The 25,382-nt window shown below is 73.3% G+C and carries 21 protein-coding genes; 10 read left to right on the forward strand and 11 right to left on the reverse strand.

What is annotated here, in order from left to right; genetic code table 11:
* Positions 1 to 76: 76 nt before the first annotated feature.
* From GA0070607_RS03340 to GA0070607_RS03350, 3 genes are read left to right on the forward strand one after another with little or no spacing between them, the layout of a single operon-like run.
* Entirely contained in the window at positions 77 to 991 is a 915-nt protein-coding gene (locus GA0070607_RS03340; protein ID WP_089016847.1) for an ABC transporter substrate-binding protein, read from the forward strand.
* Between the two features lie 43 nt (positions 992 to 1,034).
* Positions 1,035 to 1,817 (forward strand): amino acid ABC transporter permease, encoded by a 783-nt coding sequence (locus GA0070607_RS03345; protein WP_089016848.1) that lies wholly within the window; start codon positions 1,035 to 1,037, stop codon positions 1,815 to 1,817.
* Positions 1,814 to 2,557 (forward strand): amino acid ABC transporter ATP-binding protein, encoded by a 744-nt coding sequence (locus GA0070607_RS03350; RefSeq protein ID WP_089016849.1) that lies wholly within the window; start codon positions 1,814 to 1,816, stop codon positions 2,555 to 2,557. The genes GA0070607_RS03345 and GA0070607_RS03350 overlap by 4 nt, the downstream gene beginning before the upstream one ends.
* A gap of 59 nt (positions 2,558 to 2,616) precedes the next feature.
* Here the strand turns inward: GA0070607_RS03350 and GA0070607_RS03355 are convergent, their stop codons facing one another.
* From GA0070607_RS03355 to GA0070607_RS03365, 3 genes are all read right to left on the reverse strand, one after another.
* On the reverse strand, positions 2,617 to 3,924 hold the full coding sequence (locus GA0070607_RS03355) for a hypothetical protein (protein WP_089016850.1): 1,308 nt from the start codon (positions 3,922 to 3,924) through the stop codon (positions 2,617 to 2,619).
* Between the two features lie 148 nt (positions 3,925 to 4,072).
* Entirely contained in the window at positions 4,073 to 5,647 is a 1,575-nt protein-coding gene (locus GA0070607_RS03360; protein ID WP_089016851.1) for a Na+/H+ antiporter, read from the reverse strand.
* A 113-nt stretch (positions 5,648 to 5,760) separates the two neighbouring features.
* Positions 5,761 to 9,087, reverse strand: a complete 3,327-nt coding sequence (locus GA0070607_RS03365; protein WP_197701231.1) for an AfsR/SARP family transcriptional regulator — start codon at positions 9,085 to 9,087, stop codon at positions 5,761 to 5,763.
* A gap of 174 nt (positions 9,088 to 9,261) precedes the next feature.
* Between GA0070607_RS03365 and GA0070607_RS03370 the strand changes: the two genes are divergently transcribed.
* The 3 genes from GA0070607_RS03370 (at position 9,262) to GA0070607_RS03380 (ending at position 11,256) form a co-directional block, all read left to right on the forward strand.
* Positions 9,262 to 10,140, forward strand: coding sequence for an alpha/beta fold hydrolase (locus GA0070607_RS03370; RefSeq protein ID WP_089016852.1), 879 nt, complete (start codon positions 9,262 to 9,264; stop codon positions 10,138 to 10,140).
* Between the two features lie 274 nt (positions 10,141 to 10,414).
* The gene (locus GA0070607_RS03375) at positions 10,415 to 10,864 is read left to right on the forward strand and encodes a hypothetical protein (RefSeq protein WP_089016853.1); all 450 of its coding nucleotides are present in this window, start codon (positions 10,415 to 10,417) and stop codon (positions 10,862 to 10,864) included.
* A complete protein-coding gene (locus GA0070607_RS03380) occupies positions 10,861 to 11,256 on the forward strand; it encodes a hypothetical protein (protein WP_089016854.1) in 396 nt (131 codons plus the stop codon). Before GA0070607_RS03375 ends, GA0070607_RS03380 begins: the two co-directional genes overlap by 4 nt.
* Before the next feature lie 38 nt (positions 11,257 to 11,294).
* Here the strand turns inward: GA0070607_RS03380 and GA0070607_RS03385 are convergent, their stop codons facing one another.
* The 5 genes from GA0070607_RS03385 to GA0070607_RS03405 all read right to left on the reverse strand — a co-directional run bounded on the left by GA0070607_RS03385 (position 11,295) and on the right by GA0070607_RS03405 (position 17,925).
* Positions 11,295 to 13,469 carry a hypothetical protein gene (locus GA0070607_RS03385; RefSeq protein ID WP_089021625.1) on the reverse strand — a complete coding sequence of 725 codons (2,175 nt, stop codon included), beginning with the start codon at positions 13,467 to 13,469 and terminating at the stop codon, positions 11,295 to 11,297.
* The gene (locus GA0070607_RS03390; protein WP_157743075.1) at positions 13,462 to 14,655 is read right to left on the reverse strand and encodes a low temperature requirement protein A; all 1,194 of its coding nucleotides are present in this window, start codon (positions 14,653 to 14,655) and stop codon (positions 13,462 to 13,464) included. Before GA0070607_RS03390 ends, GA0070607_RS03385 begins: the two co-directional genes overlap by 8 nt.
* 119 nt (positions 14,656 to 14,774) lie before the next feature.
* Positions 14,775 to 15,539, reverse strand: a complete 765-nt coding sequence (locus GA0070607_RS03395) for a TetR/AcrR family transcriptional regulator (protein WP_089016856.1) — start codon at positions 15,537 to 15,539, stop codon at positions 14,775 to 14,777.
* Between the two features lie 62 nt (positions 15,540 to 15,601).
* On the reverse strand, positions 15,602 to 17,236 hold the full coding sequence (locus tag GA0070607_RS03400; RefSeq protein ID WP_089016857.1) for an MFS transporter: 1,635 nt from the start codon (positions 17,234 to 17,236) through the stop codon (positions 15,602 to 15,604).
* Positions 17,230 to 17,925, reverse strand: coding sequence for an SDR family NAD(P)-dependent oxidoreductase (locus tag GA0070607_RS03405; protein ID WP_157743076.1), 696 nt, complete (start codon positions 17,923 to 17,925; stop codon positions 17,230 to 17,232). Before GA0070607_RS03405 ends, GA0070607_RS03400 begins: the two co-directional genes overlap by 7 nt.
* A 183-nt stretch (positions 17,926 to 18,108) precedes the next feature.
* On the opposite strand from GA0070607_RS03405, the gene GA0070607_RS03410 reads away from it, so the two are divergent.
* The 3 genes from GA0070607_RS03410 to GA0070607_RS03420 all read left to right on the forward strand — a co-directional run bounded on the left by GA0070607_RS03410 (position 18,109) and on the right by GA0070607_RS03420 (position 21,223).
* Positions 18,109 to 19,401, forward strand: a complete 1,293-nt coding sequence (locus GA0070607_RS03410; RefSeq protein WP_089016859.1) for a sensor histidine kinase — start codon at positions 18,109 to 18,111, stop codon at positions 19,399 to 19,401.
* Positions 19,389 to 20,054, forward strand: coding sequence for a response regulator transcription factor (locus tag GA0070607_RS03415; protein ID WP_089016860.1), 666 nt, complete (start codon positions 19,389 to 19,391; stop codon positions 20,052 to 20,054). The genes GA0070607_RS03410 and GA0070607_RS03415 overlap by 13 nt, the downstream gene beginning before the upstream one ends.
* A gap of 98 nt (positions 20,055 to 20,152) precedes the next feature.
* Positions 20,153 to 21,223, forward strand: coding sequence for a Gfo/Idh/MocA family oxidoreductase (locus GA0070607_RS03420; protein ID WP_089016861.1), 1,071 nt, complete (start codon positions 20,153 to 20,155; stop codon positions 21,221 to 21,223).
* Between the two features lie 43 nt (positions 21,224 to 21,266).
* On the opposite strand, the gene GA0070607_RS32240 is transcribed toward GA0070607_RS03420, so the two are convergent.
* The 3 genes from GA0070607_RS32240 to GA0070607_RS03430 all read right to left on the reverse strand — a co-directional run bounded on the left by GA0070607_RS32240 (position 21,267) and on the right by GA0070607_RS03430 (position 23,124).
* Entirely contained in the window at positions 21,267 to 21,425 is a 159-nt protein-coding gene (locus GA0070607_RS32240) for a hypothetical protein (protein WP_157743077.1), read from the reverse strand.
* A 184-nt stretch (positions 21,426 to 21,609) separates the two neighbouring features.
* On the reverse strand, positions 21,610 to 21,828 hold the full coding sequence (locus GA0070607_RS03425) for a hypothetical protein (protein WP_074318338.1): 219 nt from the start codon (positions 21,826 to 21,828) through the stop codon (positions 21,610 to 21,612).
* A gap of 198 nt (positions 21,829 to 22,026) precedes the next feature.
* Complete coding sequence (locus tag GA0070607_RS03430) at positions 22,027 to 23,124, reverse strand: PIN domain-containing protein (RefSeq protein ID WP_089016862.1); 1,098 nt, start codon at positions 23,122 to 23,124, stop codon at positions 22,027 to 22,029.
* 204 nt (positions 23,125 to 23,328) lie between these two features.
* Between GA0070607_RS03430 and GA0070607_RS03435 the strand changes: the two genes are divergently transcribed.
* On the forward strand, positions 23,329 to 25,359 hold the full coding sequence (locus GA0070607_RS03435) for a glycosyl hydrolase family 28-related protein (RefSeq protein ID WP_089016863.1): 2,031 nt from the start codon (positions 23,329 to 23,331) through the stop codon (positions 25,357 to 25,359).
* Positions 25,360 to 25,382: the final 23 nt, after the last annotated feature.

Raw genomic sequence — 25,382 nt, forward strand, 5'->3', positions numbered from 1 at the left:
CCAGCGGTACGCCCACCGGGCGCACCGTCGGCGGCGCACGTCTGTGCCCGCCGCTGCGCAACCTTCGGAGACACCTGTGCGATTCCTTCCTGCCCTGACCCGCGCCGCGGCCCTCGGCGCGGCCACGATCCTGGCCGCCACCGCGCTCACCGCGTGCGGCGACGACACCTCGTCCGACGCCGCCGCCAACCCGTACGGACTGGCGCAGCCGGGCGTGCTGCGCGCCGGCACGCTGACCGACGCGCCGCCGAACGTGTACCTCAAGGACGGCAAGTTCACCGGCTTCGACAACGACCTGCTGACCGCGGTGGCGGGCAAGCTCGGCCTGACTGTCGAGTTCGTCGGCACCGACTTCTCCGCGCTGCTCTCGCAGGTCAACAACCACAAGTTCGACGTCGGCAGCTCCTCGATCACCATCACCGAGGCGCGCAAGAAGACTGTCGATTTCGGCAACGGCTACGACTTCGGCTACTTCGGCCTGGACGTGCCGGCCGGCTCGCCGATCACCGGCTTCGACCAGCTCGCCGGCAAGCGGGTCGTGGTGGTGCAGGGCACCGTCCAGGACGACTACGCCACCGGCGAGCAGCTCAACCCGGTCCGGGTTCCGGACTACAACGGCGCGATCAACCAGCTCAAGGCGGGCACCGCCGACGCGTGGATCGCCCCGGCCGAGATCGGCGAGAAGTCGGCGGCCGACAGCAACGGCAAGATCACCGTAGCGGCCAAGCAGCTCAGCCCGGCACCGACCGCGTACGCCGTCGCCAAGGGCGGCGACAAGCTGCGGGAGGCGCTGAACAAGGGCCTCGACGAGGTGATCGCGGACGGCACCTGGAGCCGGTTGCAGGCGCAGTACTACCCGGGTCGGCCGGTACCGGCGGACTTCCACCCGGGCAGCGGCACGGTGACCGTGCCGGCCGCGCCGTCGGCGTCGGCGTCGGCGTCGGCGTCGGCGTCGGCGTCGGCGTCGGCGTCGGCGTCGGCCGCGTCCTGAGACATCCGGTGACGAGCGAGCGGGGCGGTAGGAGAGGCGACCAATGGATCCGTTGAGCACCCTGTGGGAGACCTTCTTCGACTGGGACGCGATGCGCGAGGCGCTACCCGAGATGCTGACCGTCGGGTTGCCCAACACGCTGATCCTGGCGGTCTCCGCCGCCCTGCTCGGCTCGGTGCTGGGCCTGCTGCTGGCCGTCGCCGGCATCTCCCGCAGCCGGTGGCTGCGCTGGCCGGCACGGGTCTACACCGACGTGTTCCGAGGGCTGCCGGCCGCGGCGACGATCCTGCTGATCGGCGTCGGGCTCGCGCCGTTGGGCATGCAGGTCTGGGGGCCCGACCCCTACCCGTTGGGCATTCTGGCGCTGTCGCTGATCGCGGCGGCGTACATCGGGGAGATCTTCCGCTCCGGCATCCAGTCGGTGGAGGCCGCGCAGTTGGAGGGTGCCCGGGCTCTCGGCTTCTCCTGGGGCGAGGCGATGCGGCTGGTGATCGTCCCGCAGGGCATCCGGCGGGTGCTGCCGGCCTGGGTGAATCAGCTCATCGCGCTGATCAAGGACTCCAGCCTCGTCTACTTCCTCGGCCTGGTGGCCAGCCAGCGGGAGCTGTTCCGGATCGGGCAGGACTACGCGGCCACCACCGGGAACGAGTCCGCGCTGCTGCTGGCCGGGCTCTGCTACCTGGCGTTGACCGTTCCGCTGACGCACGCGGTCAACTGGATCGACCGGCGGCTGCGCCACGGCCGGCCGGCCACCGCGCCGGCCGACGAGGACGAGGACGACACCGAGTCGGCGCTGTCCGGCGCGACGGAAGGGGACCGGCGATGACCGCCAGCACGACCACTTCGGTCAGCCTCGACGTACGCGACGTGCACCTCGCCTTCGGACCGAACCGGGTGCTGCGCGGAGTCGACCTGGCCGTGCCGCGCGGCGCGACGGCCTGCGTGATCGGGCCGTCCGGGTCGGGCAAGTCCACTCTGCTGCGCACCATCAACCGGCTGATCGAACCGGACCGCGGCGACGTGCTGCTGGACGGGCGCAGCGTGCTGCGCGACGACCCGGACGCGCTGCGGCAGCGGGTGGGCATGGTCTTCCAGCAGTTCAACCTCTTCCCGCACATGACCGTGCTGCGCAACGTCACCCTGGCGTTGCGCCGGCTGCGCAAGCTCGGGGAGGACGAGGCGGAGGCCGTCGCCCGGGCCCAGCTGGAGCTGGTGGGGCTCGCCGGCAAGGCCGACGCCCGGCCGGCACAACTCTCCGGCGGTCAGCAGCAGCGGGTGGCGATCGCCCGGGCGCTGGCCCTGCGGCCGGAGGTGATGCTCTTCGACGAGGCCACCTCGGCGCTCGACCCGGAGCTGGTCAAGGGGGTGCTCAAAGTGATGGCCGACCTGTCCGCAGGGGGTATGACCATGGTGGTGGTCACCCACGAGATGGGCTTCGCCCGGCAGGTCGCCGACACCGTGGCCTTCATGGACCGGGGCGTGGTGCTGGAGTCGGGCCCGCCGGAGGCGATCTTCGAGGGAGCCGAGCATCCCCGGCTGCGCCGGTTCCTCGCCCAGGTGCTCTGAACCGTTAGGAAGGGGCCCTTCCTATACACGAGGCGTTAACAAGGGGCCCTTCCTTCGCGTCAGGCGGCCTGGCGGCGTAGGTGTGCGGCGAACGCCCTCAGGTCGCCGAGCAGCATCAGGATGGCGTTGCGGTAGGCGACCGACGCCCACAGGCGCAGTTCCTCGTTGTCCAGCCCGCCGAAAGCCAGCGACAACGCCTTGCGGCGACGCCGGTCGAGCACCTTGTGCGGGCGGGTGAGCAGGTCGCCCTCCCGGCGCAGGGCCTGCAGGTAGGCGGCCACCGCCTCCTGGTAGTGCCGGCCGGCGACCCGCTCCAACACTGTGAACTCGAAGACGTTCAACGCCGCCTCGGATTCCCAGTAGGCGTCGTTACGCTCCGGCGCGCTGGCGACGTGCCGGCCCATCGCGTGCCGGGCCTCGTAGAGCAGCAGCACTCCCCGGCCGGTGGTGCTCAGCGGCCGGCGTGGCGCCGGCAGCCGCAGCGTGCGCACCGGCGCCGCACCGGTCAGGTCCAGCGCGCCGGCGTACGACGGCATCCGCTGCCTCCCCCGGGCCGGCTCCGGCACCAGGCAGGCCCGCTCCTGATACGCCACCCGGCCGCCGGTGGGCAGTGCGCGCACCGCCGCGGCGTGCAGCTCGGCCAGGGGTCGGTCGTCCGGGGCGCCGGCCGGCGGGAGGGTGAGGACGAGGCCGCTGGCACCGGGCACCGGCACGCCCAGGAGGCAGGAGTTACGCAGGAACGCCCAGGTCGCCGCCGCCGCACGGATCCCGCTCGCGACGGCCTGCGCGTCGGCCCGCCAGTCCCGGGCGATTCGCAGCCGCTGCTGGAGATCCGCCGTCGCGGCGGCGTCGTGCGGGTACAGCTGGCGGACCGCCCGCGGCAGCGACTCGAGGCGCACATCCAGCGGGTCGCCGCTCGGTGCGGGCACCGCGTGCCGCGGGCAGTCGGCGTCGGCGTGCGGGTCGCCGGTGACCGCGTGGCAGTCGGCGAGCCAGCTCGCCCCGGGATGGCCGACCGGCCGGGCGAACGCCAGGTGGGGCAGCTGCCCGGTGCGCAGCACCGTCTCGTACTGGGGTCGGGTGCGCGCGGTCCGCATCAGGTCCAGTGGCAGCACCGGCGCCAGCGCCAGCACCGCCTCGAAGACGACGCAGTGCGGGCAGGCCGGGCCGCCGGGGTCGCGCACCCGGTAGCGGCGCCGATGGTCGACGCCGGGCTGCTCCCACTGCACCCCGATGACGCCGTCGCCCTGCGCCATCAGGTACAGGAATGTGGTGGCGCTGCGTTCCCGGGTGACCGAGGTCAACTCGTCGAGGAACTCCCGTTCGGTGACCACCCGCAGGTCGGTCTCCGTCTCACCGGTGGTCATGAGGCCCCCTCGCGGACCGAACGCATCGACGAACGCCGAACGCTTCCACCGTACGCGGCGCACTGGGCGGCCGCCCGCCCCGTGCGTGGCCCGGGAGGTGTCGCCAATCCGTCGGTCCGCCGCCCACCGCGGATCCGGGCGGCCGCGATCAGTCTGTGCTCTCGCGGCCCAGCAGCCGGATCTCCTCGTTGTCCAGCGCGGACTGAAGGTCGAGAAGGACGAGGTCGTCGATCTCCCGACGGTCACGCAACCGGGTGATTTCCCGCCGTTTGTGGTTGAGGACCGCGAGGCGCAGTTGGCGTTCCCGGGCGAGTTCCTCGGCGGTACGCCCACCGCCCTCGTTAACGTCCTCCAGGTGCCGCTGGTACTCGGCTTCCAGCCGGCGGACCGCCTCCTCGTCGGCTCCGACCTCGGCGGCGGCCTGGGGCAGCGCGGCCAGGCCCACCTCGGTGGCCCGCAGGCGTGCCTGCCGCAACTCGTCGGCCCGCTCGGGATCGCCGACCAGCCCCGCCCAGCGCACCACGAGCGGAAGGGTGGTGCCCTGAACGAGCATGATCAGCACGATCACCAGCGAGGTCACGAAGATGATCAGGTCGCGTTCGGCCACCGGTTGACCGGACACCGTCGTTGTCGGGACCGCCAGGGCGGCGGCGAGCGAGACGGCACCCCGGAAACCCGACCAGCCGGCGATGGTGCCGACCCGCCAGCCGCCACGTTCCTGGTCCCTGTCCACCGTTCGGCGGTGCAGCAGCTTCACCGATTCCGCCGTGACGTAGACGAAGAACAGCCGGGTGACGAGGACGACCACGCTGACCACCAGCACGATCATCAGCGCGCGCTGCGGCGAGGCGCTGGTGACGCCCCGCACCGCCCGGGGGATCTGGGTGCCCAGCAGCACGAACAGCCCACCGTTGATCAGGAACGTGGACAGGTCCCAGAAGGCGTACGCCAGCACCCGCGATCGGGCGCGGATCACCCGGGGGCCGGCGTAGGCCAGCACCAGGCCGGCGACCACGACCGCCAGCACGCCGCTGGCGTGCACCGCGTCGGCGAGAAGAAACGCGGTGAACGGCGTCAACACGCTCAGCGCGCCCTCGCGCAGGGGATCGTCGAGCCGTTTGCGGACCAGCACCACGACGGCGCCGACCAGCAGGCCGGCGATCACTCCCCCGGCGCTGGCCCCGACGAACTCCTCGCCGATCCCGAGCGCGCCGGGTTCCGCTTCCCTGGTGAGCAGGCCCACGGTCACCGCGAAGAGCACCAGCGCGGTGCCGTCGTTGATCAGGCTCTCCGCGTGCAGGGTGGTCAGGAGCTTTCGAGGGAGCCGCTTGGCCAGCCCGGTCACCGCGGCGGCGTCGGTCGGCGCGAGGACCGCCCCGAGCACCCAGGCGGCGGCGGGGTTCACCCCGAACGCCTGCGCGGTCAGCGACACAGTGACCATGGTGAGCACCACCAGCACCACGGCGAGCAGCCCGATCACCGGGAAGTTGGCCCGGATCTCGCGCAGGCTGATGGTGAGACTTTCCCGGTAGAGGATCGCCGGCAGGAAGATCAGCAGTACCAGGTCCGGCTCCAGGGTCAGCTCGGACAGCGGCGGCGCCAGCCCGAGCAGCACCCCGAACGCGATGAGCAGCACCGGTGGCGCGACCCTGTACCGGCCGCCGAGCGTGGTGCCGACGAGAACTGTGACGCCCAGCACCACGATCAGGACGAGCGCCTCCACGCGTACCCCCTTGAATCACGGCGGCTGCGCCGCTGGTTTCCATCTGACCGCACCCTGCCGGTCGGTTCCCGGCGAACCGGCAAGTCGCCGGGGGCGGCGGGTGACACCCGTGGTCAGTCGGAGGAGGTGGCGGCGCGGGCCTCGGCGGTGACCACGCGGGCGGTACGGCGGTGCCCGGCCGCCTCGTCGTCGCGGCCCAGTGCGGCGGCCAGGTCGGCGAGGTATCCGGCCACCGGGCCGAGGGTGAGCACCCCGCTGCCGGCGGCCAGTTCATCGGCGGCTGGCCGGAGTTCGTCGGCGACGCGCTCCATCGTGGGCCGGTCGGCCAGGGCGAGCGCCGCGCGGGCGGTGACGCAGAGCCGTGCCTCCCGCAGCAGGTCGTGCGGTCCGTCCGGGAGGGCCCGCAGGGCCGCTCCGGCGGCCTCCCGGTCGCCGTCGGCGACGAGCAGCAGCGGTCGGACCCACGGCTCGTGGGGGCCCCAGTCCAGGCCCGCCCAGTCCTGGCCCTGAAGCTCGGGGACGGGCTGGTCGACGACGCCGTCCGGCCCGGGTGCCGACCGGTCGGCGTCGACGGCACCGGCGAGGCGCAGCCCGAGCAGGGCGAACGGGAGCAGCCCTCGGGTCAGGCCCGGCATCGCGTCGGTGGGCAGCCGGTCGGCAGCCGCCCGGTACGCGTCCGCCGCCGCGGCGTGCTCGCCGGCCAGCGCCAGCCGCAGCGCGGCGTACCACCGGGTGAAGACACCGACCAGCGGTAGCTCGTACCGCTCCGCGAGGCGGTCGGCGGCGTGGGCGTGCGCGTCGGCGCCGACAAGGTCGGCCAGCGCGCAGCGGGCCTGCACCAGGACGAGGTGGCCCAGCACCTCGAAGGTCACCAGCTGGTGCCGGGCGGCCAGGTCGACCAGCTCGGCGCCGATCCGGGACCGCTCGCCGGCCAGGCCGGCGCGGTGGAAGGCGTGCATGAAGCGGGCATTGAGCGCGAAGGCCAGCAGCCCCGGGTCCGCGACGGCCCGGGCGATCCCCTCGGCCTCCTGTGCTGCCCGGCGGCCACGGTCGGTGGTGGTGCCACGCAGCTCGAGCGCGAGGGTGCTGAGCAGCCGGCTGCGCTGCGCCGAGGCGGTCGAGCCGAGGGCCGCCAGAGCGTGCTCGGCGGCCTGGACGATCCGCCCGGAGAGCTGGTCGTCGTCGTTGCGGGTCCAGATGGCGGGTACGTCGAAGCCGGCCAGCACCTCCGCGACCAGGCGAGGATCGCCGACCGACTCGGCGTCGGCGATCGCCTCGGCCCGGCGCCGTCGCGCCTCGGAGAGCCGGCCCGTCACCGCCAGCGCGCGACCCAGACCGAGCACGGCGCCCAGCCGCTCGCGCCGCTCGCTCCCGCCGGCGCGGTCGTACGCGTCGACCACCTGTGCCCACAGCCGAGCCGCCTCGTGCGGGTTGCCGGCCCGCTCGGCCTGTTCCGCGGCGGTACGGGCGTAGCCGGCCGCGCGCCGGGCGGCTGCCGGTCCGCCGGCGTGCAGCAGGTGGTGCGCCAGCGCGCCGGGATCGGTGGGTTGGCGGCTCCGCAGGGCCTCCGCCACGGCCGCGTGCAGGGCGGCGCGGCGCGGCGCGGACAGGTCGGCGTAGAGCGTGTCGCGGACCAGAATGTGGGTGAACCTCAGCCTCCCGTCGGGCTCCTGTTCGCTGAGGAAGCCGGCCTGCAACGCACGGTCCACGGCGTCCAGCAGGATCGTGGGGTCGCCGGCCAGCGCGCCGAGCACCTCCGGGTCGAGGTCCCGGCCGAGCACGGCCGCCTGCCGCAGCACAGTGCGGGTCGGTGCGGGTAGCTGCGCCAGTCGATGCCGGATGACGTCCCGCACCCCGGGCGGCACCGCCGCCAGCGCTCCGGCGCCCTCGACCGCGTACAGCTGGGCCAGCTCCCGCACGAAGAACGGGTTGCCGCCGCTGCGATTGTGGATCAACCGTACGGTGGGCGGGTCCAGCTCGGCCCCTGCGACGACGCGGGCCAGTTCACCGGTCGCCGACGTGGACAGGCCGCCGAGGTATTCCCGTACCGGCTCCAGCCGGGCCGCCCGGGCCAGTGCGGCGGTCAACTCCGGGCTGATCTCGGTGGCCCGGTAGGTGCCGAGGATCAGCACCGGTCCGGTGGCCGGTTGCGGGCCGGTGAGCAGCACCGTCAGCAGGTCCAGGGTGTCCCCGTCCGCGCGGTGCAGGTCGTCGAGGACCAGCAGCACCGGCCGCCGGTCGGCGACCGCCGAGACCAGCGACGCCACCGCGCGGTGCCGGCGGAACCGGGCGACGGCCGGATCACTCGCCGCCCCAGTGTCATCGACCGCGCCGTCGGTGCCAGCGCCCCCGCTGGAGTCGGTCGGTCCGGCGAGCGCATCCGTGATCTGCGTCCACGGCCAGGCGGCCGGGGCGCCCTCGTACTCCGGGCTGCGGCCCCACGCCGTGGCCCAGCCCTCGGCGGCGAGCCGTCGGGTCAGCGTCTCGGCCAGTGCCGTCTTACCGGCGCCCGGGTCCCCGCTGAGCAGGGCGAGGGTCGGCTGGCCGCGCCGGGAGGCGGCCTGAGCGGCCCGCCGCAGCCGGTCCAGCTCGGTGTCGCGGCCGACGAACGGACGCTCCCGCACCGGTCCCGGCCCGCCGGATGGAACGGGGACGGCCGCCTCCGGGTTGGGCGGGGTGAGGTGCGGCGCCTGGGCCAGGATGTCGGCCTCCAGCCGCCGCAGCTCGGGCCCGGGGTCCACGCCCAGTTCGGTCACCAGGGCGTCCCGGGCCTGGCGCAGCGCGGCCAGCGCGTCGCCCTGTCGACCGGAGCGGTACCGGGCCACCGCGAGCAGCCGCCAGGCGTCCTCGCGCAGCGGATGGCTGGCGAGGTGGGCCGGCAGGTCGGCGGCGGCCTCGTCCGGCCGGCCCAGCGCCAACAGCGCCTCCGCCCGCCGCTCGACGGCGAGCATCCGCAGCTCCTCCAGCCGGTTGATCTCCGCGACGGCCCAGGCCTCACCCGCGCAGTCGGCGTACGCGGGCCCCCGCCAGAGCCCGAGCGCCGCGTCCAGCGCGGCCAGGGCCGGTGCGGGCAGTCCCGCCGCCAGCAGCCGGCCCGCCTCGCCGACCGCCGCCTCGAACCGTCCGGCGTCCACCGCGTCCGGCGCGGCCCGCAGCACGTACCCCGGTGGTTCGGTGACCAGGAGCCGGGGCGGTTGCCGGGGCGGCCGGTCGGGCTCCAGAGCCCGGCGCAGGTCGGCGACGAAGGTCCGGATCGCGCCGACCGCGCCCTCCGGGGGCACCTCCCACAGGTCGTCGACGAGCCGGTCCACCGGCACCACCCGGCCCCTGGCGATCAGCAGCCGGCCCAGCACCGTGCGCTGACGGGGCCCCTTGAGCGGGACCGGACCGCGCTCGGTCGCGGCGGTCACCGGCCCGAGCACGCCGAAGGTCACCGCCACGGGTGCCGCCGCCTGGTCATGGCACCAATCTAGGCGGGGCCGCCCGGCCGACCCCGGTGTGTCGGCACTGATCCGACGCTGACCGCCTGCTGATCTCGGCGGAGCAGGCTCGACCAGGTACGACGGCGTCGGGCCACCGCCCCCGCCGACCCCTGCTCACCAGAGAGGTTCCCCGTGGACCTGAGGATCAACGGATTCGACTACCGGCGGGTCACCGTCGCCGAGGGCGTCACGCTCAACGTCGCCGTGGGCGGCACCGGGCCCGCGATCGTACTGCTGCACGGTTTTCCGCAGACCCACCTCATGTGGCGGCACGTCGCGGCCGACCTGGCCGCCGACCACACGGTCATCTGCCCGGACCTGCGCGGCTACGGCGACAGCGACAAGCCCGTCGACGTCGACGGCAGCGGGTACGCCAAACGCACAATGGCCGCCGACGTCGTGGCGCTGGCCCGGGCGCTCGGCCACGAGCGCTTCGCGCTGGCCGGGCACGACCGGGGCGCCCTGGTCGCGTTCCGCGCCGGCCTCGACCACCCGGAGGCGATCAGCCAGCTCGCCCTGCTCGACGTGCTGCCCACCCTGGACATGTGGGACGTGCTGCACGGCGCCAGCGCCGCTGTCGCCTTCCACCTGTATCTGATGGCGCAGCCACCCGGCCTGCCGGAGGAGCTGATCGCCGGCAGCCCGGACGCCTTCTTCGGGCACTTCCTGGACGCCTGGACCCGCGATCCGGAGGCCCTGCCGGCGGACGTGCGGGCCGCGTACCTGAGCGCGTCCCGGGCAGCGGTCACCTCGATCGTCGCCGACTACCGGGCGACCGCCGGGATCGACGTCGCCCACGACACCGCCGACCGGGCGGCCGGCCACCAGCTGCGGATGCCGGTGACGGTTCTGCAGCAGGACTGGGGCGCGGCGCTCGGCTACGACGCGGCCGGGCTGTGGCGTGCCTGGGCGCCGGACCTGTCGCACCAGACCGTCACCTGTGGGCACTTCATGGCCGAGGAGGCGCCCGCAGAGGTGGTCCGGGCACTGCGCGCCCTGCTCGCACGGTAAGCCCCACCCGGGCCGGCAGCCTTCAACATAGGGTCTGACCTGCGGATATATGACGTTGCACAAAGTGGACGCCAGCGGTTGATCGGTGCTACACAGGCAGATATCGGCCAGCCAACGACGGCGAGTCGCTCACCTCCTCGACCATCGACCGTCCACACGCACCGTCACCACCGTCGGGCTTCGCCGCACGGACCGGACCGCGGTCGCCGTCGATCCGCATGACAGCCCCACCGGCCGCTGGCGGTTGACGGCGGTCCTCGACCAAGGAGTCGCCGTGGGATACCTGCGTATCCGGTCCCGGCACCAACCCTTCGAGGTGGCCGCCCTGGCCATGGCTCCCGTCTGCGGCGGGCTGCTGCTCCTGCTCGGCGGCCGACCGACGTCGGTCCGGATGGCCATGCCGGTGCCGATCCAGATCGGTTGGGAGCTCGGTCTGGTCCTGGTCGGCGTCGGCGGCCTGTTGGGCATCCTGTGGCCCGGCCGGCTCGCCACCGGGCTCGGCATCGAGCTCGCCTCGGTCGTGGTGTTCGGCACCATCAGCGGGATGTACACGATGGCACTGCTGGTCGTGTCGGGCCGGCAGGCCATCGCCGCGGCGTCCTTCAGCACCGCGCTCGCCGTCGGGTCGCTGTGGCGGGCCGCTCAGATCGCCATCGACCTGCGCCGGCTGGCCCAGGCCAGCCAGTGCATAGCTGTCGAACCGGCAGAAGGCGGTGTCCCGTGATCTCCGCACCGGCGCCCGACGCACCCCCGTGGCTGCAGGTGGCGCTCAGCGTGTTCGGCATCCTCGGCGGCAGCACCGGCCTGGCCGCCATCGCCACCGTCGTGGTGCAGCGGGGCAAGTTCAAGGCCGACGCCGCCGACACCCTCACCGAGGCGGCCCTCACCCTGGTGCAACCACTACAGACCCGGATCACCGAGCTGGAGGAAGAGGCGCTGAGCGCCCGGTCGGAGCTGGGGCTGCTGCGCGAGCAGGTCAACCAGTTGCAGTTCGTGGTCCGGGTGCTCACCCGCACGCTGGACCGGTGGCGTGCCGCGATCCGCTCCCCCGACGCGACGCTGCGCAAGGTCCGGGCCGTGGTCGCGGAGTCCGAACGGCTGCCGGAGGACCGGTGAGGCCCGGCTCCGAACGCCCTGGATCCATCGATGACCGCTCAGGCGCCGCCCTGGTCGCGTAGTCGACAGGCGAGTTCGCGCACCGCTGCCCGGAACTCGGGGTCGGACTCGCCCGGGTGGTGCCCCCGCAGCGGTGGCGGCCGGCACTCCCCTGGCTGCGCCGTCAGGTCCCGCGGATCCCGCAGCCGCCGATCGACCCGCGCCGCGGGTTCGGTGGCGTCCGGCGGCGGATCGCCGGGCCGGTGCGCGGCGAAGATCCAGCCACCGACCGGGTCGGTGTCCCGCCACAGGTTCAGCCATCGCCACCCGACCCGCTCCCCCACCTGGCGCAGCACCTCCTCGCTCAGGTAGGCCGGAAACAGCCGGGCGTACAGGCGGTCCAGCGGGGACCCGTAGGTGAGCAGCGCGACCCGCTGACGCACCACCGGCGGGAGCCGCAGCACCGCGAGGGCCAGCAGCGCCGAGCCGTGGCTGTGCCCGCAGAGCACCACCCCGGCGTGCCGCTGCGTGAGCTGGGTGATCCGGTCCGCCAGCTCGGGTACCGCGCGGTCGGCGTAACTCGCGGGCGCGAACGGGTGGGCGGCCCGGGGCCAGAACGTGCCCAGGTCCCACAGCACCCCGACGTACCGGCGGAACCACGGCGTCCGGTACGCGAACAGCCCGCCCAGGAGCAGGGCGAGCAGCAGGGCGGCGACAAGGTAGCTGCCCACGGCGAGGCCGACACCGACGAACCCGGCTGGCAAACCGAGGAGTTGCCGCCCCAGCTGGTCTGGCTCGAGCTGGAACTGTCCCATCAGGCTCGTGCTCAACCCGATGACCGCCAGCGCCGCGTAGGTCACGGCGAGCAGTCCCAGCCGTTCGGTGAAGCGGGCCCGGGCGATCATCTTCGTCACCCGGTGTCGACGCTCGGTGGCCTCCGGCGGTGCCGTCGGGAAGTCCCGGTCGGTGATCGCGACAGCGGCACGCAAACGGCTACGCCGCGATACCACGGTCATCGCACCGCACACCACCACCCCCGCGACGACGTGCAGGAAGAAGGCCAGGATCGTCCAGTTGTACGCCAGCGGCCGACCGGCGGCGCCGCCGAGCAGGGTCCCGCTCCAGTAGACCAGGGTCGCCGAGAACGCTCCGGCCAGGCCCACCGCGATGGCCGCGATGACCGGTGCGCCCAGCCCGTACCGAGGTGTGCCGCGACGCACCCGGCGACCGGGGTCGCACAGCACCAGCGCGCCCAACGCCACGAGCAGCGTCATCTGGACGATCGACACCGACCCGATGATCCGCCCGTACCCCGGCAGCCCGGCCGACGACGGCCAGCCCCGTGGGTCCAGGGCCACTGTGGCGAAGGCGGCCACGCTCAGGCCGTACGCCACGAGGCGCAGCCCTCCGGCCACCCGGCCGGCCAGCCGCGCGGTCGCCGCCCCGTCCACCAGCCCGGGCACGCCGAGCAGAGCGACGCAGGCGAGCAGCACCGCCCCGGTGAGCGCGAGCAGAATGCTCGTCGCGGTCGTCCGGCCGCCGGCCGACCGGGCGACGAGCAGCACCAGGTCGACCATGGCGAACGCGGCGGCGACATGGGTCGCCCGCAGCCGTCCGACCAGTGGCTCGACGGCCCACAGCGAGTTGCCGGCGGGCCGGCGTCGACGGGCGCCGAGCAGCCGGAGAAATCCGACGGCGGCGATCGGCAACAGCGCCAGTACCGCCAGTCGCTGCCCGATCGACCAGCCGTCGAGCCCGGCGAGCCCTCCACGGGCCGCCGGGCAGCGGGCCATGCCGAGACAGCGCCACCCGAGCAGGTCGAGCGCGACACCGGCCGCCGACAGCATGTAGAGCAGGGTGAGGTCGAGCGCGAGGAGCCGGCACAGGACGGTGACGCCCGGGCCGCTCCACCGACCCGTCGGCCTCATCCAGACCGCCAGGTTGCTGAGCATGAACGGCAGCAGGAAGACCAGGGAGAGCGTCCGGGCCATCGTGCCCGAGGGAAGGTCGCCCCACCGGTACGCCTCCAGGGTGACCCCGTTCGGGTCGGTGTCGTCGGCCTCGGGGGCCCGACGGTGGAACCCGCCGCTGCGGTCACCGGCGACCTGCCGCACGTGTGCCTGGTCGAGCACCCGTTCCGGTCCCGCTCCGGAGACACCATGCACCCGCAACTCCACGACGTCGTCGTGCCGCCCCGGTCCGTCGCGGTAGCGCTGGGGGCCCTCACTACCCACGCCGCCACCGGCCAACCGCACCCGCCGGCCGGCGCTGCCGCGTCCTGGCGAGGAGCGCGTCGGCCACGATTATCAGGATGAGGAGACCGAGGATGAGCGCGCCAGCGCCGAGCAGCGGCAGCCGCGCGCTCGCGAAGCCACCCAGGACGATCATCGCCAGCCCGATCAGTCGGGGCCGCGAGAGGCTGCCGTCGACCACCACCGAGAGCAGGAGTCGGCCGATCAGGAACAGCACAGGGCCGACGACGGTCAGGGTCAGATGAGCCGGGTCGGACGCCCCTGGGTCCTCGATCGCCAGCTCCATGCCGACCGAGGTCGCCAGGACCCCGGCGATCATGACGAGGTGCAGGTAGCCGGCGAGCAGCGCCAGTCGGCTGCCGGGCGGACCGGCCGCTTCGATGGCGGCGCCCAACCGCCCGCCGGCAGGCCTCAGGTAGAGCCGAGCGAGGGCCACAGCGGTCAGGAACGTCACGGCGAACGCGATGGTGCGCTCCCGGTCGAAGCCGGCGTCGCTGTAGGTGATGCCGGACATGAGGATCAGCTCACCCAGCGCGATGATGAAGATCTGCTGGTAACGCTCGGAGAGATGTTCCCCGTTCACCTGGAGGTCCGGCCACGAACTGCGGCCGAGCCGTGGCGTCGGCCAGCCCAGCCGCGCCAATCCGTACTCCAGGACCAGCGCGAGCGCCCAGAGCGCCTCCCGGGCCGGGGCGACGGCCGCCCCGACCACCCAGAGCACACCGGAGACGGCGAACCAGATCGCCACCCGCGCGGTACGCAGTTGCAGCGGATGACCACGCAGGGCGGGGATGAGCAGGAAGGCGCGGCCCAGGTGGATGGCCACGTACGCGATGGCGAACACCATGGCGTGCCCACCGAACGCGGTGGGCACGGCGGCGGCCATCAGCAGGCCGCCGAACATCACCCAGAGCAGCAGGACGACGATCAGCGGGGCACGCGGGTCGAACCAGTCAGCCGACCAGGCGGTCACGAACCACACCCACCAGATGGCCGCCAGCAGCAGGAGCACCTGGAAGCCGCCGTGGAGGCTGAGGTCGCTGAGCAGCGCTCGGGACAGCCGGGCCAGCGCGAAGATGATGGCCAGGTCGAAGAAGAGTTCCAGGAACGACGCCCGCCGCGGATCCTCCCGCCGCTGCAGCAGCCGCCCCGGAAGCCCGTTCGCCATCGCCATCCTTCCCGGCCCCCGGTGTCGCCGCCTCCAGTCGTACCACCCGCGGGGCCGGACCCGGGTCTGTTCCCCCAGGCCCACCAGGCCGTCCGTTGCGGCGGGTCGGGCTGTCCGGGTCAGTCGGCCGTCCGCTCGGCGACCACCACCGAGATGCCGTCCAGGACACGTTGCAGGCCGAACTCGAAGGCGTACTCCGGCCCGTACGCGGCGCCGTGCTGCTGGCCCGCCGCGGTGCCGACCCGGGCGGCGGTCGGGTAGCTGCCGGCCGTCATGACCCGCTCCAGCCAGGGCGCGTGCGACTGCCACCACTGGCCGTCGGTCATGCCGGTCTCCCGCTCCAGGTCGACCACCTCGGACGCGGCGCGCGCGGCACTCTTCACGTGTCCGAGGACGAGGGTGAGTACCGCGTCCATCTCCACGTCGGTGAGCCCGATGTCGGCTACCGCGCCCAGCTCGTGGTCGTACTTGCCCACCAGGTGCGGGCCGAGCACGGGTCGGGTCGTCTCGGCCCGCAGCATCCAGGGGTGGCGCTGGTAGAGGGCGAGATTGTCCCGGGCGATCCGCTCCAGCCGGGCCCGCCAGTCGCCGGCGACGGTGGCGCGGGGCATCTCGCCGTACACGGTGTCGATCATGACGTCGACGAGTTCGGCCTTGCCCGGCACGTAGGTGTAGACCGACATGGTGCCGACGCCCAGCGCCTCCGCGACCCGGCGCATGGTCAGCGCGTCGAGGCCCTCGGAGTCAGCGATGGCGATGGCGGCCCGGACGATCCGGTCGACGCTGAGCCCCGGCCCCGCGCTACGGCTGGTCGGCTCGCGGGTGCGCCACAGGATGGCCAGGCTGCGAGCCGGGTCCGCGGTCGCCTTGCGCTCACTCGCCATTGTGCGGCCATCCTAGCAATCAGGCCGTACGTCGTACGCCGCCTGCCGGGCCGGTGCCGGCGTCAGAGCGCTTCCCGATCGTCGGTCAGCGTCGGGCCGGCGGCGGCCGGCACCAGGTGACGCACCTCCGGTTCGCCGTCGGTCAGCTCCCGGGCCCGCTCCTCGGCCTGGCGGTCCTCGCTCGTCAACCGGCCGCCGTGCTGGCGCAGGTGCTCACCCCAGGACGGCACCAGGTACACCTCGACGAACCGGTCCGTGGTCTCGGCCGGCCGGAACAGCCCCCAGCGCATCGCGCCGGTCCGCTGGCGGGCGCCGCGCACCACGTCCATCGCCGCCAGGAACGGTTGCGTCCGCTCCGGCCGGACTGTGTACTCCACGGTCACCAGCACCGGCCCCACCCGGGGGCCCGGCTCGTGCGCCAGGTGCAGCTGCGGCCAGTAGGCGGCCGGATCCCGGTCCACCGTCGGCAGTTCCGGCAGCGGCCAGATCCGACTGGTCACGGTGCCGACCAGCATGAACACCGCCGCGCCGAGAAAGGCCACCACCAGCCCTGCCAGGTCGGCCACCAGACCCCAGACGAACGCGCCCACCGCCTGCCCACCGGCGAAGAAGACCTGATAGACGGCCAGTCCTCGGGCTCGCACCCAGCTCGGCAGGAAGACCTGCATCTCGGCGTTGACGTTGGCCAGCACCGTCACCCAGGCCAGCCCGGCGGGCAGCAGGGCGATGAGCACCAGCGGCACCTCCCGCACCGTGCCGACCACCGCCAGCGCGACTGTGAACAGCACCCCGGCGATGAACAGCAGCTGGTTGGCCGACAGCCGGGTGCGGATCACGGCCAGCAGCAGGCCACCCGCGATGGCCCCCACCCCGAGGGCTGCCAGCAGCACGCCGTACCCACCTGAGCCCAGCCCGAGCCGGCGGCTGGCCACCAGCGGCAGCAGCGCCCACAGCGCGCTGGCCGGGATCACGAAGACCAGCGCACGGCGTAGCAACCGGCGGACGGTCGGCGAGTGCCGTACGTAGCGGCTGCCGGCACGCAGCGCCGCGGTGAACCGCTCGGGCACCTCGACCGCGCGGGCGTTGCCCGGTTTCCAGCGCGTCAACGCGTACGTGAAGATCAGGAACGCGATGGCGTTGAGCGCGAAGACCGGGGCGACGCCGGTCCGGGCGATCAGCACGCCGGCCACCGCCGGCCCGACCGCCCGAGCCATGTTCACGCTTATCGAACCGAGCGCGGATGCCGCCCGGAGCTGGTCCTGCGGCACCAGCTCCGGGATCACCGCCGCCCAGGCCGGCAGGGTGAGCGCCTGCCCGACCCCGAACGCGAACGTGAGGGTGAGCAGCAGCGCGGGGGGCATCCGATCGGTGACGGTGAGCAGGGTCAACGCCACCGCCACCACCACCAGGAACAGCTGTACGGCGATCAGCAGGTGCCGGCGGTCGAAGTTGTCGGCCAGCACGCCGGCGGGCAGCGCCAGCAGCAGCACCGGCAGCAGGCTGGCCGTCTGGACCAGGGCGACCAGGGTGGAGGCGTTCGAGTGGTGGATCAGCAGCCACTGCGCACCGACCGTCTGCATCCAGGTGCCGACGTTGGCAGCGAGCAGGGCCAGCCACAGGTTGCGATAGACGGCGGTCCGCAGGGGCGCCCACACCGAAGCCGGACGGTCGGCGGGTCCGGCCTGCGCCGTCACCACCGCCCGTCCGCGCGCAGCACGCGCTCTCCGGAAACGTAGAGGTCGTCGGGTTCGAGCAGCAGCAGCCGGACGACCTCGCTGGCGACCTGGTCGGGGCTGGCGTACACCTCGTCCAGAAACTCGGCGCCGACCCGTTCCTGCAGCCGGGTCGGCATCGGCCCGGGATGCAGCTGCATCACCTTGACCCGGTTGCTGTGCTGGGCCTCGGCCAGCGACTCGACCAGGCTGCTGCCGTAGCTCTTGGTCGCCCGGTAGACCGGGATGCCGGGCCGGGGGGATGTCACCGCCATCGCACCGATGTACACCACGTTCCCGTGGCCCTGCCGGTGCAGGTGTTCCAGCGCCTCCCGGAATACGTACGTGGTGCCCAGCACGTTGGTTTCCACCGCCCGCCTGATGTGCTCCACGGAGAGGTCCGCCAGGTCGCCGCCCGCCCACATCGACGCACAGGCCGCCACCCCGTGGATCGTGCCGTAACGTCCCACGGCCTCGGCGAACGCGTCGCGAACCTGCTCGTAGGAGGAGACGTCACACACCGCCCCGGCGCAGCCCAGCTCGTCGGTCACCGTGGCGACCTCGGCCGCCACGTCGCCGAGCACGACGACCCGGTGCTCGGCGACCAGCAGCCGGGCCACCGCGAGGCCGAGCCCGCTGGTGGCGCCGACCACCACGAACGTTCTGGCACCCATGTCTCTCCAGCCACCGCCAGCACAGGTCACGCGGTTCACGTGACGGCGCGTTCTTCCCGTTTCCGGCCACACCACACCCGGCCCACCCGCGCCGGTCGGGCCGGCGACGGTAGGGCTGGGCATACCTCAGAAGTGGATCTGGACGGCTGGGTCGGCCCGGGTGCGGCGATTAGCGTCTGCCTCATGACCCCGGAACACCCCCGCCACCTGGCCGAGGCGCTGCGCCGCCGCGGCTGGCTGGTCTCCGCCTGGCCCTGGCGCGCGCTGGTCTACCTGGTCAGCACCGTGCCGGTCGCCGGTGTGCTCGCCGTCGGGCTGCTCGTCGTCGTCGCGCCCCTGCTGGCGGCCGTCAACGGCGTACGACTGCAGGGCCGGCCGCCGGAGATTCCGCTCCTGCTGTTCCTGACGGTCGGCAGCCTCATCCTGCTGGCGCTGGCGCCGATCGCGAGCTTCCCGGTGGCCGCTGTCGAGCGCTGGCGGCTCGGCCTCGTGGACGGCCGCCCGCTGCCCGCGTCGCCGTGGCCGGGCCTGGCCGCCCGCTACCGCACCGCCGCCGCGTGGCGGGAGGTGGCGTACCTGTTCTGGCTGGGCGGGTTCGTGCCGGTCGCGTACTGGGTGTTCCTGCTGCTGGTGCTGCTGGACGTGGGTCTGGTGGCCAGCCCCTGGCTGGCCGGGGACGCCGACCAGGTCATCGTCGTGTGGGCAACGGTGGACACCGCCGGCGAAGCCGCCCCGTACGCGGTCGTGGGCGTGCTGCTCATCCCGGTGCTCTGGTACGCCGCCGGGCTGCTCGCCGCCGTCCAGGCCGCCGTGACCCGGTGGGCGCTGTCCTGGCCGGTCGACGTGGCGGCGCTGCGCGAGGTCGCCCGGTCGCGGACCCGGCTGGTCGGCGCGTACGAGGCCGAGCGGCGACGGATCGAGCGCGACCTGCACGACGGCGCTCAACCCCGGTTGACCAGCCTCACCCTCCAGCTGGGGCTGGCCCGGCTCGACGTGCCGGAGGACTCCCCCGCCGCCCGACCCCTCGCTGTCGCGCACGAGCAGGCCCGGGGCCTGATGGTGATGCTCCGGCAGTTGGTGCACGGCATCCGGCCGCAGAGCCTCACCGACCTCGGTCTCGCCGGTGCGGTACGGGAGTTGGCCGACGCGTCCGCGGTCGGGGTCACGGTCCACGCCGACCTCGACGGCGAACTACCGGAGATCGTCGAGACGACCGCCTACTTCGTGGTGTCGGAGTCGCTGGGCAACGTGGCCCGGCACGCCGGGGCGAACCGCGCCGAGGTGCGCCTCACCCGCACCGGCGGTGAGCTCGTCGTCGAGGTGTCCGACGACGGCCGTGGTGGCGCCGACCCCGCGCGGGGCAGCGGCCTGACCGGCCTCGCCGACCGGGTCGCCGCCGCGGACGGCCGGCTGCTGCTGTCCAGCCCGCCCGGTGGGCCCACACTGGTCCGGGTGGAGCTGCCATGCCGTCCGTGACCCGTGTCGTGCTGGCCGAGGACGAGGTGCTGCTGCGCGAGGGCCTGGTCGCGCTGCTCACCCGGTTCGACTTCGTGGTCTGTGCCGCTGTCGGCTCCGCCCCCGAACTGCTGGACGCGGCCCGCACGCACCGGCCCGACCTGGTGCTGACCGACATCCGGATGCCGCCCGGCCGGCGGGACGACGGGTTGCGCGCCGCCGTGGCGTTGCGCGCCGAGCGGCCCCAGCTCCCGGTCGTGGTCCTGAGCCAGTACGTGCAGACCGGGTACGCCGCGGCGCTGCTGGACAGCGGCGACGGCCAGCGGGTGGGCTACCTGCTCAAGGACCGGGTGGCCGAGGTCGCCGAGTTCGTCGACACGCTGCACCGGGTCACGGCCGGCGGCACCGCCGTCGACCCGGACGTCGTCCGGCAGCTGCTGCACCGCCCGCGCGACCCGCTCGCCGCGCTCTCCGCCCGGGAACGTGAGGTGCTGGCGCTGCTGGCCGAGGGGCGTTCCAACGCGTCGATCGCCGCCCGGCTGCACGTCACCGAGGCGGCTGTCGGCAAGCACGTCGGCAACATCCTGCTGAAGCTCGACCTGCCGCCCAGCGACGACACCAACCGCCGCGTGCTCGCGGTGCTCACCTACCTGCGCGCCGATCCGGCCGGCTGAGCAGCACCGGGCGCGGGCCTGGCCCGGCCGACCGGGGCGTAGATTCGATCACCGGGACCGCCGTCACCAGGGCGCGGGCCGGGAGACGGGAGTACGGCATGGCGGAGGCGCTGCGGGTCGGTCTGCTGGGGTACGGGCTGGCGGGCCGGGTGTTCCACGCACCGCTGATCGCCGCGACGCCCGGGCTGCGGCTGGACGCCATCATGACCCGCGATCCGCAGCGGCGCGAGCAGGCCCGGCAGCACCACCCGGACGCCCGCCTGGTCGACGACGCCGACGAGCTGTGGCGTACGCCCGACGCGCTGGACCTGGTCGTGGTGGCGACGCCGAACCGGCAGCACGTGCCGATGGCCCGGGCGGCGCTGAGCGCCGGCCTGCCGGTCGTGGTCGACAAGCCGCTGGCACCCACCGCCGCCGACGGCCAGGGGCTGGTCGAGGAGGCCGACCGCCGGGGCGTGCCGCTCACGGTGTTCCAGAACCGTCGCTGGGACGGCGACTTCCTGACCGCACGGCGCCTCGTGGAGCAGGGTGAGTTGGGGCGGGTGCTCCGCTTCGAGTCCCGGTTCGAGCGTTTCCGCCCGACCATCAAGCCGGGTTGGCGGGAGCTTGCCGGCCCCGAGGAGGCCGGAGGCGCCCTCTTCGACCTCGGCGCCCACCTCATCGACCAGGCCGTGCAGCTCTTCGGTGCCGTCGACCGCGTCTACGCCGAGGTCGACCGCCGCCGTGCGGGGGCCGAGGTCGACGACGACGCGTTCGTGGCGTTGACCCACGCCAACGGGGTCCACTCGCACCTCTGGATGGGAGCGATCACCGCTCAGCTCGGGCCCCGGCTGCGGGTGCTCGGTGACCGGGGCGGCTACACGACGTACGGGCTGGACGTGCAGGAAGCGGCGCTGCACGACGGTGGCCGGCCGGACCAGCCGGGATGGGGCGAGGTTCCGCCGGAGCGGTACGGCCTGCTCGGCGTCGACGGTGACCTGCGCCCGGTGCCCACCGAGCCCGGCTCGTACCAGAGCTTCTACCAGCAGGTGGCGGCGGCGCTGCGCGATGGCACGCCGATGCCGGTGGATCCCCGGGACTCGGTCGCCACCGTCGAGTTGATCGAGTTGGCGCACCGGTCGGCCGCCGAGGGCGTGGTGCTGCCGGTTCCGACGGGCCCGGCCGCCTGACCCCTGCCGTCGAGATGGGGCCGGCTCGGCTCGGGCAGAACACCTAGTCGGCGTCCTGCTCGGTACGGTCGATATCCGACACCCGGGCTTCCTCGTCGGTCAGCGCGTCCTCGGACCGGTCACCGAGCGCGCCCAGCCGGCGTTCGGCCTCCCGCGCCTCCTGCTCGATCCTCGGGTTCTCGTCGTTGGGACCCTGCGACATGGGCGACCTCCATCGGGCACGAAACGGCCTCCCTGGGTGTACCCCGCCTGACGCTGGGGACACCGGGATCGCGCAGAACCCGGATCCACGTGCAGGACAGCTGGTGGACAGCCGAGCGCCGGGCCGGCCGGTGACCGCGCCGGGCTGGAGCCCTGGAGCGTTGCCGGCCCGGCCCGGTGCCGGATCAGCGCGTCAGTTCGCGCCAGGAAGGGTGGGTGCCGCGCCAGGCGTCGGCGAGGATGGCCGCCGAGGCCCGGCTGGGGCACTGCTGCACCCGCTCACGACCCGACGCCCCACCGATCTGGGCGCGGACCTCCCAACCCTGCCCGTCAGTACGGATGTACACGTCCCGGCGCCCGCGCGGGGTCGTGTCACCGTTCCACCAGTGTTCCTCCACCATCATTCGCCGACCGTATAGCAATTCGGCGGCAAGGGGTACGGCGCAGGTGGGCTTAGAGCGGCACAATAGCCGCTATCCGGGCGCAGTATGGGCCAACTCGAGACGTGGAGGAGCCCCCGCGGCCACTCCTCCGGGCCTGAGCAGCGGATCAGAACCGGGACGAGGCGGCGGCGCGCATGCCGGCCGGGGGCCGGCTCGCACTCACCCCTGCGCGGTGAGCAGGTAGTCGTCCGCTTCGGGGCTCCAGCGCAGGTCGACCACACCGCCGGTGGCGGCGGCCTTGCAGAACTGGAGGAAGCTGCGGTAACCGAGCTTCTTCTCGCTGAAGTCGGGCCGGGCCCGGCGCAGCTGGTTCTTGAGCCCGGACAGCGCCACCGGGTTGCCCGCGCTGCCCAGGTCCGCCACGACGCCACGGAGCAGACCGAAGGCCACCTCACGATCGCCGTGCTCCGGCAACGAGACCTCCGGGTCTCCCTTCGCGGGGCCTTCGGCCAGCTCGATCACGCTCTGCGCGGCGAGGTGGCGCAGCAGCTCGCCGAAGGTGCGGAACCCGTAGTCGGACTCGCTGAACGTCGGGTCCTTGCGCAACAGGGTGCGCTTGAGCCGGGAGGCGGTCACCTCGCCGCTGGCGCTGCCCTGCAGCCCGGCCACCGTCTGGGCGACCAGCACGGCGAGGGCGTCCACGTCCCGGCCTGGCTCCTCCCCCGCCGGCTGCCGCTCCTCCTCCGGCTCCGGCTCCCGCTGCTCCTCCGGCTCGGGTGCACGCTGGTCCGGGCCCGGTTGCCGTACCGGCCGACCGCGCCGGCCCCGGGTCGGCGGGATGTCCACACCCTCCAGCCGGTCGTAGTAGAGGAACTCGTCGCACGCCGGCGGAAGCAGCGCCGACGTCGACCCCTCGACTCCGACGCCGATGACGCGCTTGTTCAGCTCACGGAGCTTGTGCACCAGCGGGGTGAAGTCGCTGTCGCCACTACAGATCACGAAGGTGGAGATGTAGTCGCGCTCGAAGGCCAGCTCGATGGCGTCCACGGCCATCTTGATGTCGGCCGCGTTCTTGCGGGACGCCCCCATCCGCTGCGGGATCTCGATCAGCTCGACGTGGGACCGGGTGAGCATCCGGCGGTCCTCGTCGAAGTACGACCAGTCGGCGTACGCCCGGCGCACCACCACGCGCCCCCGCTCGGCCAGGGCGTCCGCGATGGGCCGGAAGTCGAAGGCCATGCCGCCACGGTTGTCGCGAGCCCCCAGCGCGAGGTTCTCGTAGTCGAGGAACAGGGCGATCCGGTCTTCTTGATCCACGCGGTTCAGCCTACGCCCGTCGGGACCGGCTCTGGTGGAGCTGGCCGACGGAGAGCATTCACGCGTGTTGTCGGTTTCTTTCTGCAGACCGGTCGTCGCTTTTCATGTTTCCATCTTGCTCTTGCAACGTGACGTACGCCACTGGCATCATGGCGGTCGATGCTGAGCGCCGGTGAGAGCGCCCGCGGCCACAGAGGAGAGTCCATGTCCCGGAGCACAACGCCGGCGCGGCGCCGCCCCCAACGGCCACTGACCGCAGGCGCGGTCGTGGCCGTGACCGCCCTCGCGCTGCTGGGCGGTGGACCCGCCGCGGCCGCCACCCGGCCATCCGGCGCGCAGCCGGTGGTCACCCGGGCCGCCCTCGACCCGGCATTGGTCGCCGGGCGCGGCGCGAAGGTCGGCTTCCTCGAACAGGAGGCGGAGAACGCCAGCACCAACGGTGAGATCATCGGCCCCGACCGGTCCGCCTACACGCTGCCCGCGGAGGCCTCCGGCCGCCGGGCGGTGCGTCTCACCCCCGGGGAACACGTCGAGTTCGTCCTGCCCAGCGCGGCGAACGCGATCACCGTGCGGTACAGCATCCCGGACGCGCCGAACGGCGGCGGGATCACCGCCCCGCTGGGCGTCGCGGTCAACGGCAAGCACATCCGCGGCATGACGCTGACCTCGCAGTACTCGTGGCTCTACAACCAGTACCCGTTCTCCAACGACCCCCAGGCCGGGCTGCTGCACCCGGACTGGTGGATCACCGAGTGCTCATGCGTGCCGTCGGCCACCACGCCGTACCCGACCATCAGCACGCCGTTCCGGCCCACCCACTTCTACGACGAGCAGCGGCTCCTGCTCGGGCGCACCTACCGGGCCGGCGACCGCATCCGGCTGACCGCGCCGGCCGGCAGCGCCGCTGCCTGGACCGTCATCGACCTGCTCGACTCCGAGGTGGTCGCGCCACCGCACGTCCGGCTCCTCGCCGCGAACGTGCTGGCCTTCGGCGCCGACCCCACCGGCCGGCGGGACTCCGCCGCCGCCCTGGACCGGGCCATCACCTTCGCCCGGCGGGCCCACCTGAAGGTGTACATCCCACCGGGCACCTACCAGGTCAACCGGCACATCATCGTCGACGACGTGACCATCGAGGGCGCCGGCAGCTGGTACACCATCATCAAGGGTCGCGAGGTCGCCCTGCCGACGCCGGCCCCGGACGGCTCGGTGCACACCGGCGTCGGCTTCTACGGCCGCGACGCCGCCGACGGCGGCAGCCGCAACGTCCACCTCTCCGGCTTCGCCATCGAGGGCGACGTGCGGGAACGCATCGACACCGACCAGGTCAACGCGATAGGTGGAGCGATGAGCGACTCCACCATCGACGGGCTCTACCTGCACCACACCAAGGTGGGCCTGTGGTTCGACGGGCCGATGACGAACGTGCGCGTGACCAACAACATCATCGTCGACCAGATCGCGGACGCGCTCAACTTCCACATCGGCGTCACGAACTCGCTCGTCGCCCACAACTTCATCCGCAACACCGGCGACGACGGCCTGGCGATGTGGTCGGAGACGACGGCCAACGCGCGGAACACGTTCGACCACAACACCGTGCAGTCGCCGACGCTGGCCAACGGCATCGCCATCTACGGCGGCAGGGACAACACCGTCTCGCACAACCTCATCGCCGATCCGGTGCGCGAGGGCAGCGGCATCCACGTCGGTTCCCGCTTCGGCGCGCAGCCGTTCGCCGGACACCTGCGGATCACCAACAACACCACCGCCCGCGCCGGCACGTACGAGCTGAACTGGAACATCGGACTGGGCGCGATCTGGATCTTCGCCCTGGACCGGAGCATCGACGCGGCCATCGAGGTGGTCGGCGACGCGTACCTCGACAACACCTACAACGCGATCATGCTGGTCAGCGACTGGCCGGTGAAGGACCTCTACTCGATCACCAACGTGCACTTCCGCGACATCCGGGTCGACGGCACCGGCACCTCCGTGGTCAGCGCCCGGTCGGCCGGGTCGGCCTCGTTCGCCAACGTGGACGCCCGCAACGTGGGTGCGGTCGGCGTCAACAACTGCGGGTCGTTCCACTTCACCCCGGCCGGCTCGGAGTTCGCGCTGACCGACCTCGGTGGCAACGACGGCGGCTGGTTGGCCCCGTGGCTGTTGCCGAACGCCATCACCTGCGACGACCGGCCGCCGGTGTCGCCACCGCCACCACCGGCCCGGTGGTGAACGCGACGGGGGCCCGGTAGCCG

This window comes from Micromonospora coriariae (assembly GCF_900091455.1).
Lineage (GTDB): Bacteria > Actinomycetota > Actinomycetes > Mycobacteriales > Micromonosporaceae > Micromonospora > Micromonospora coriariae.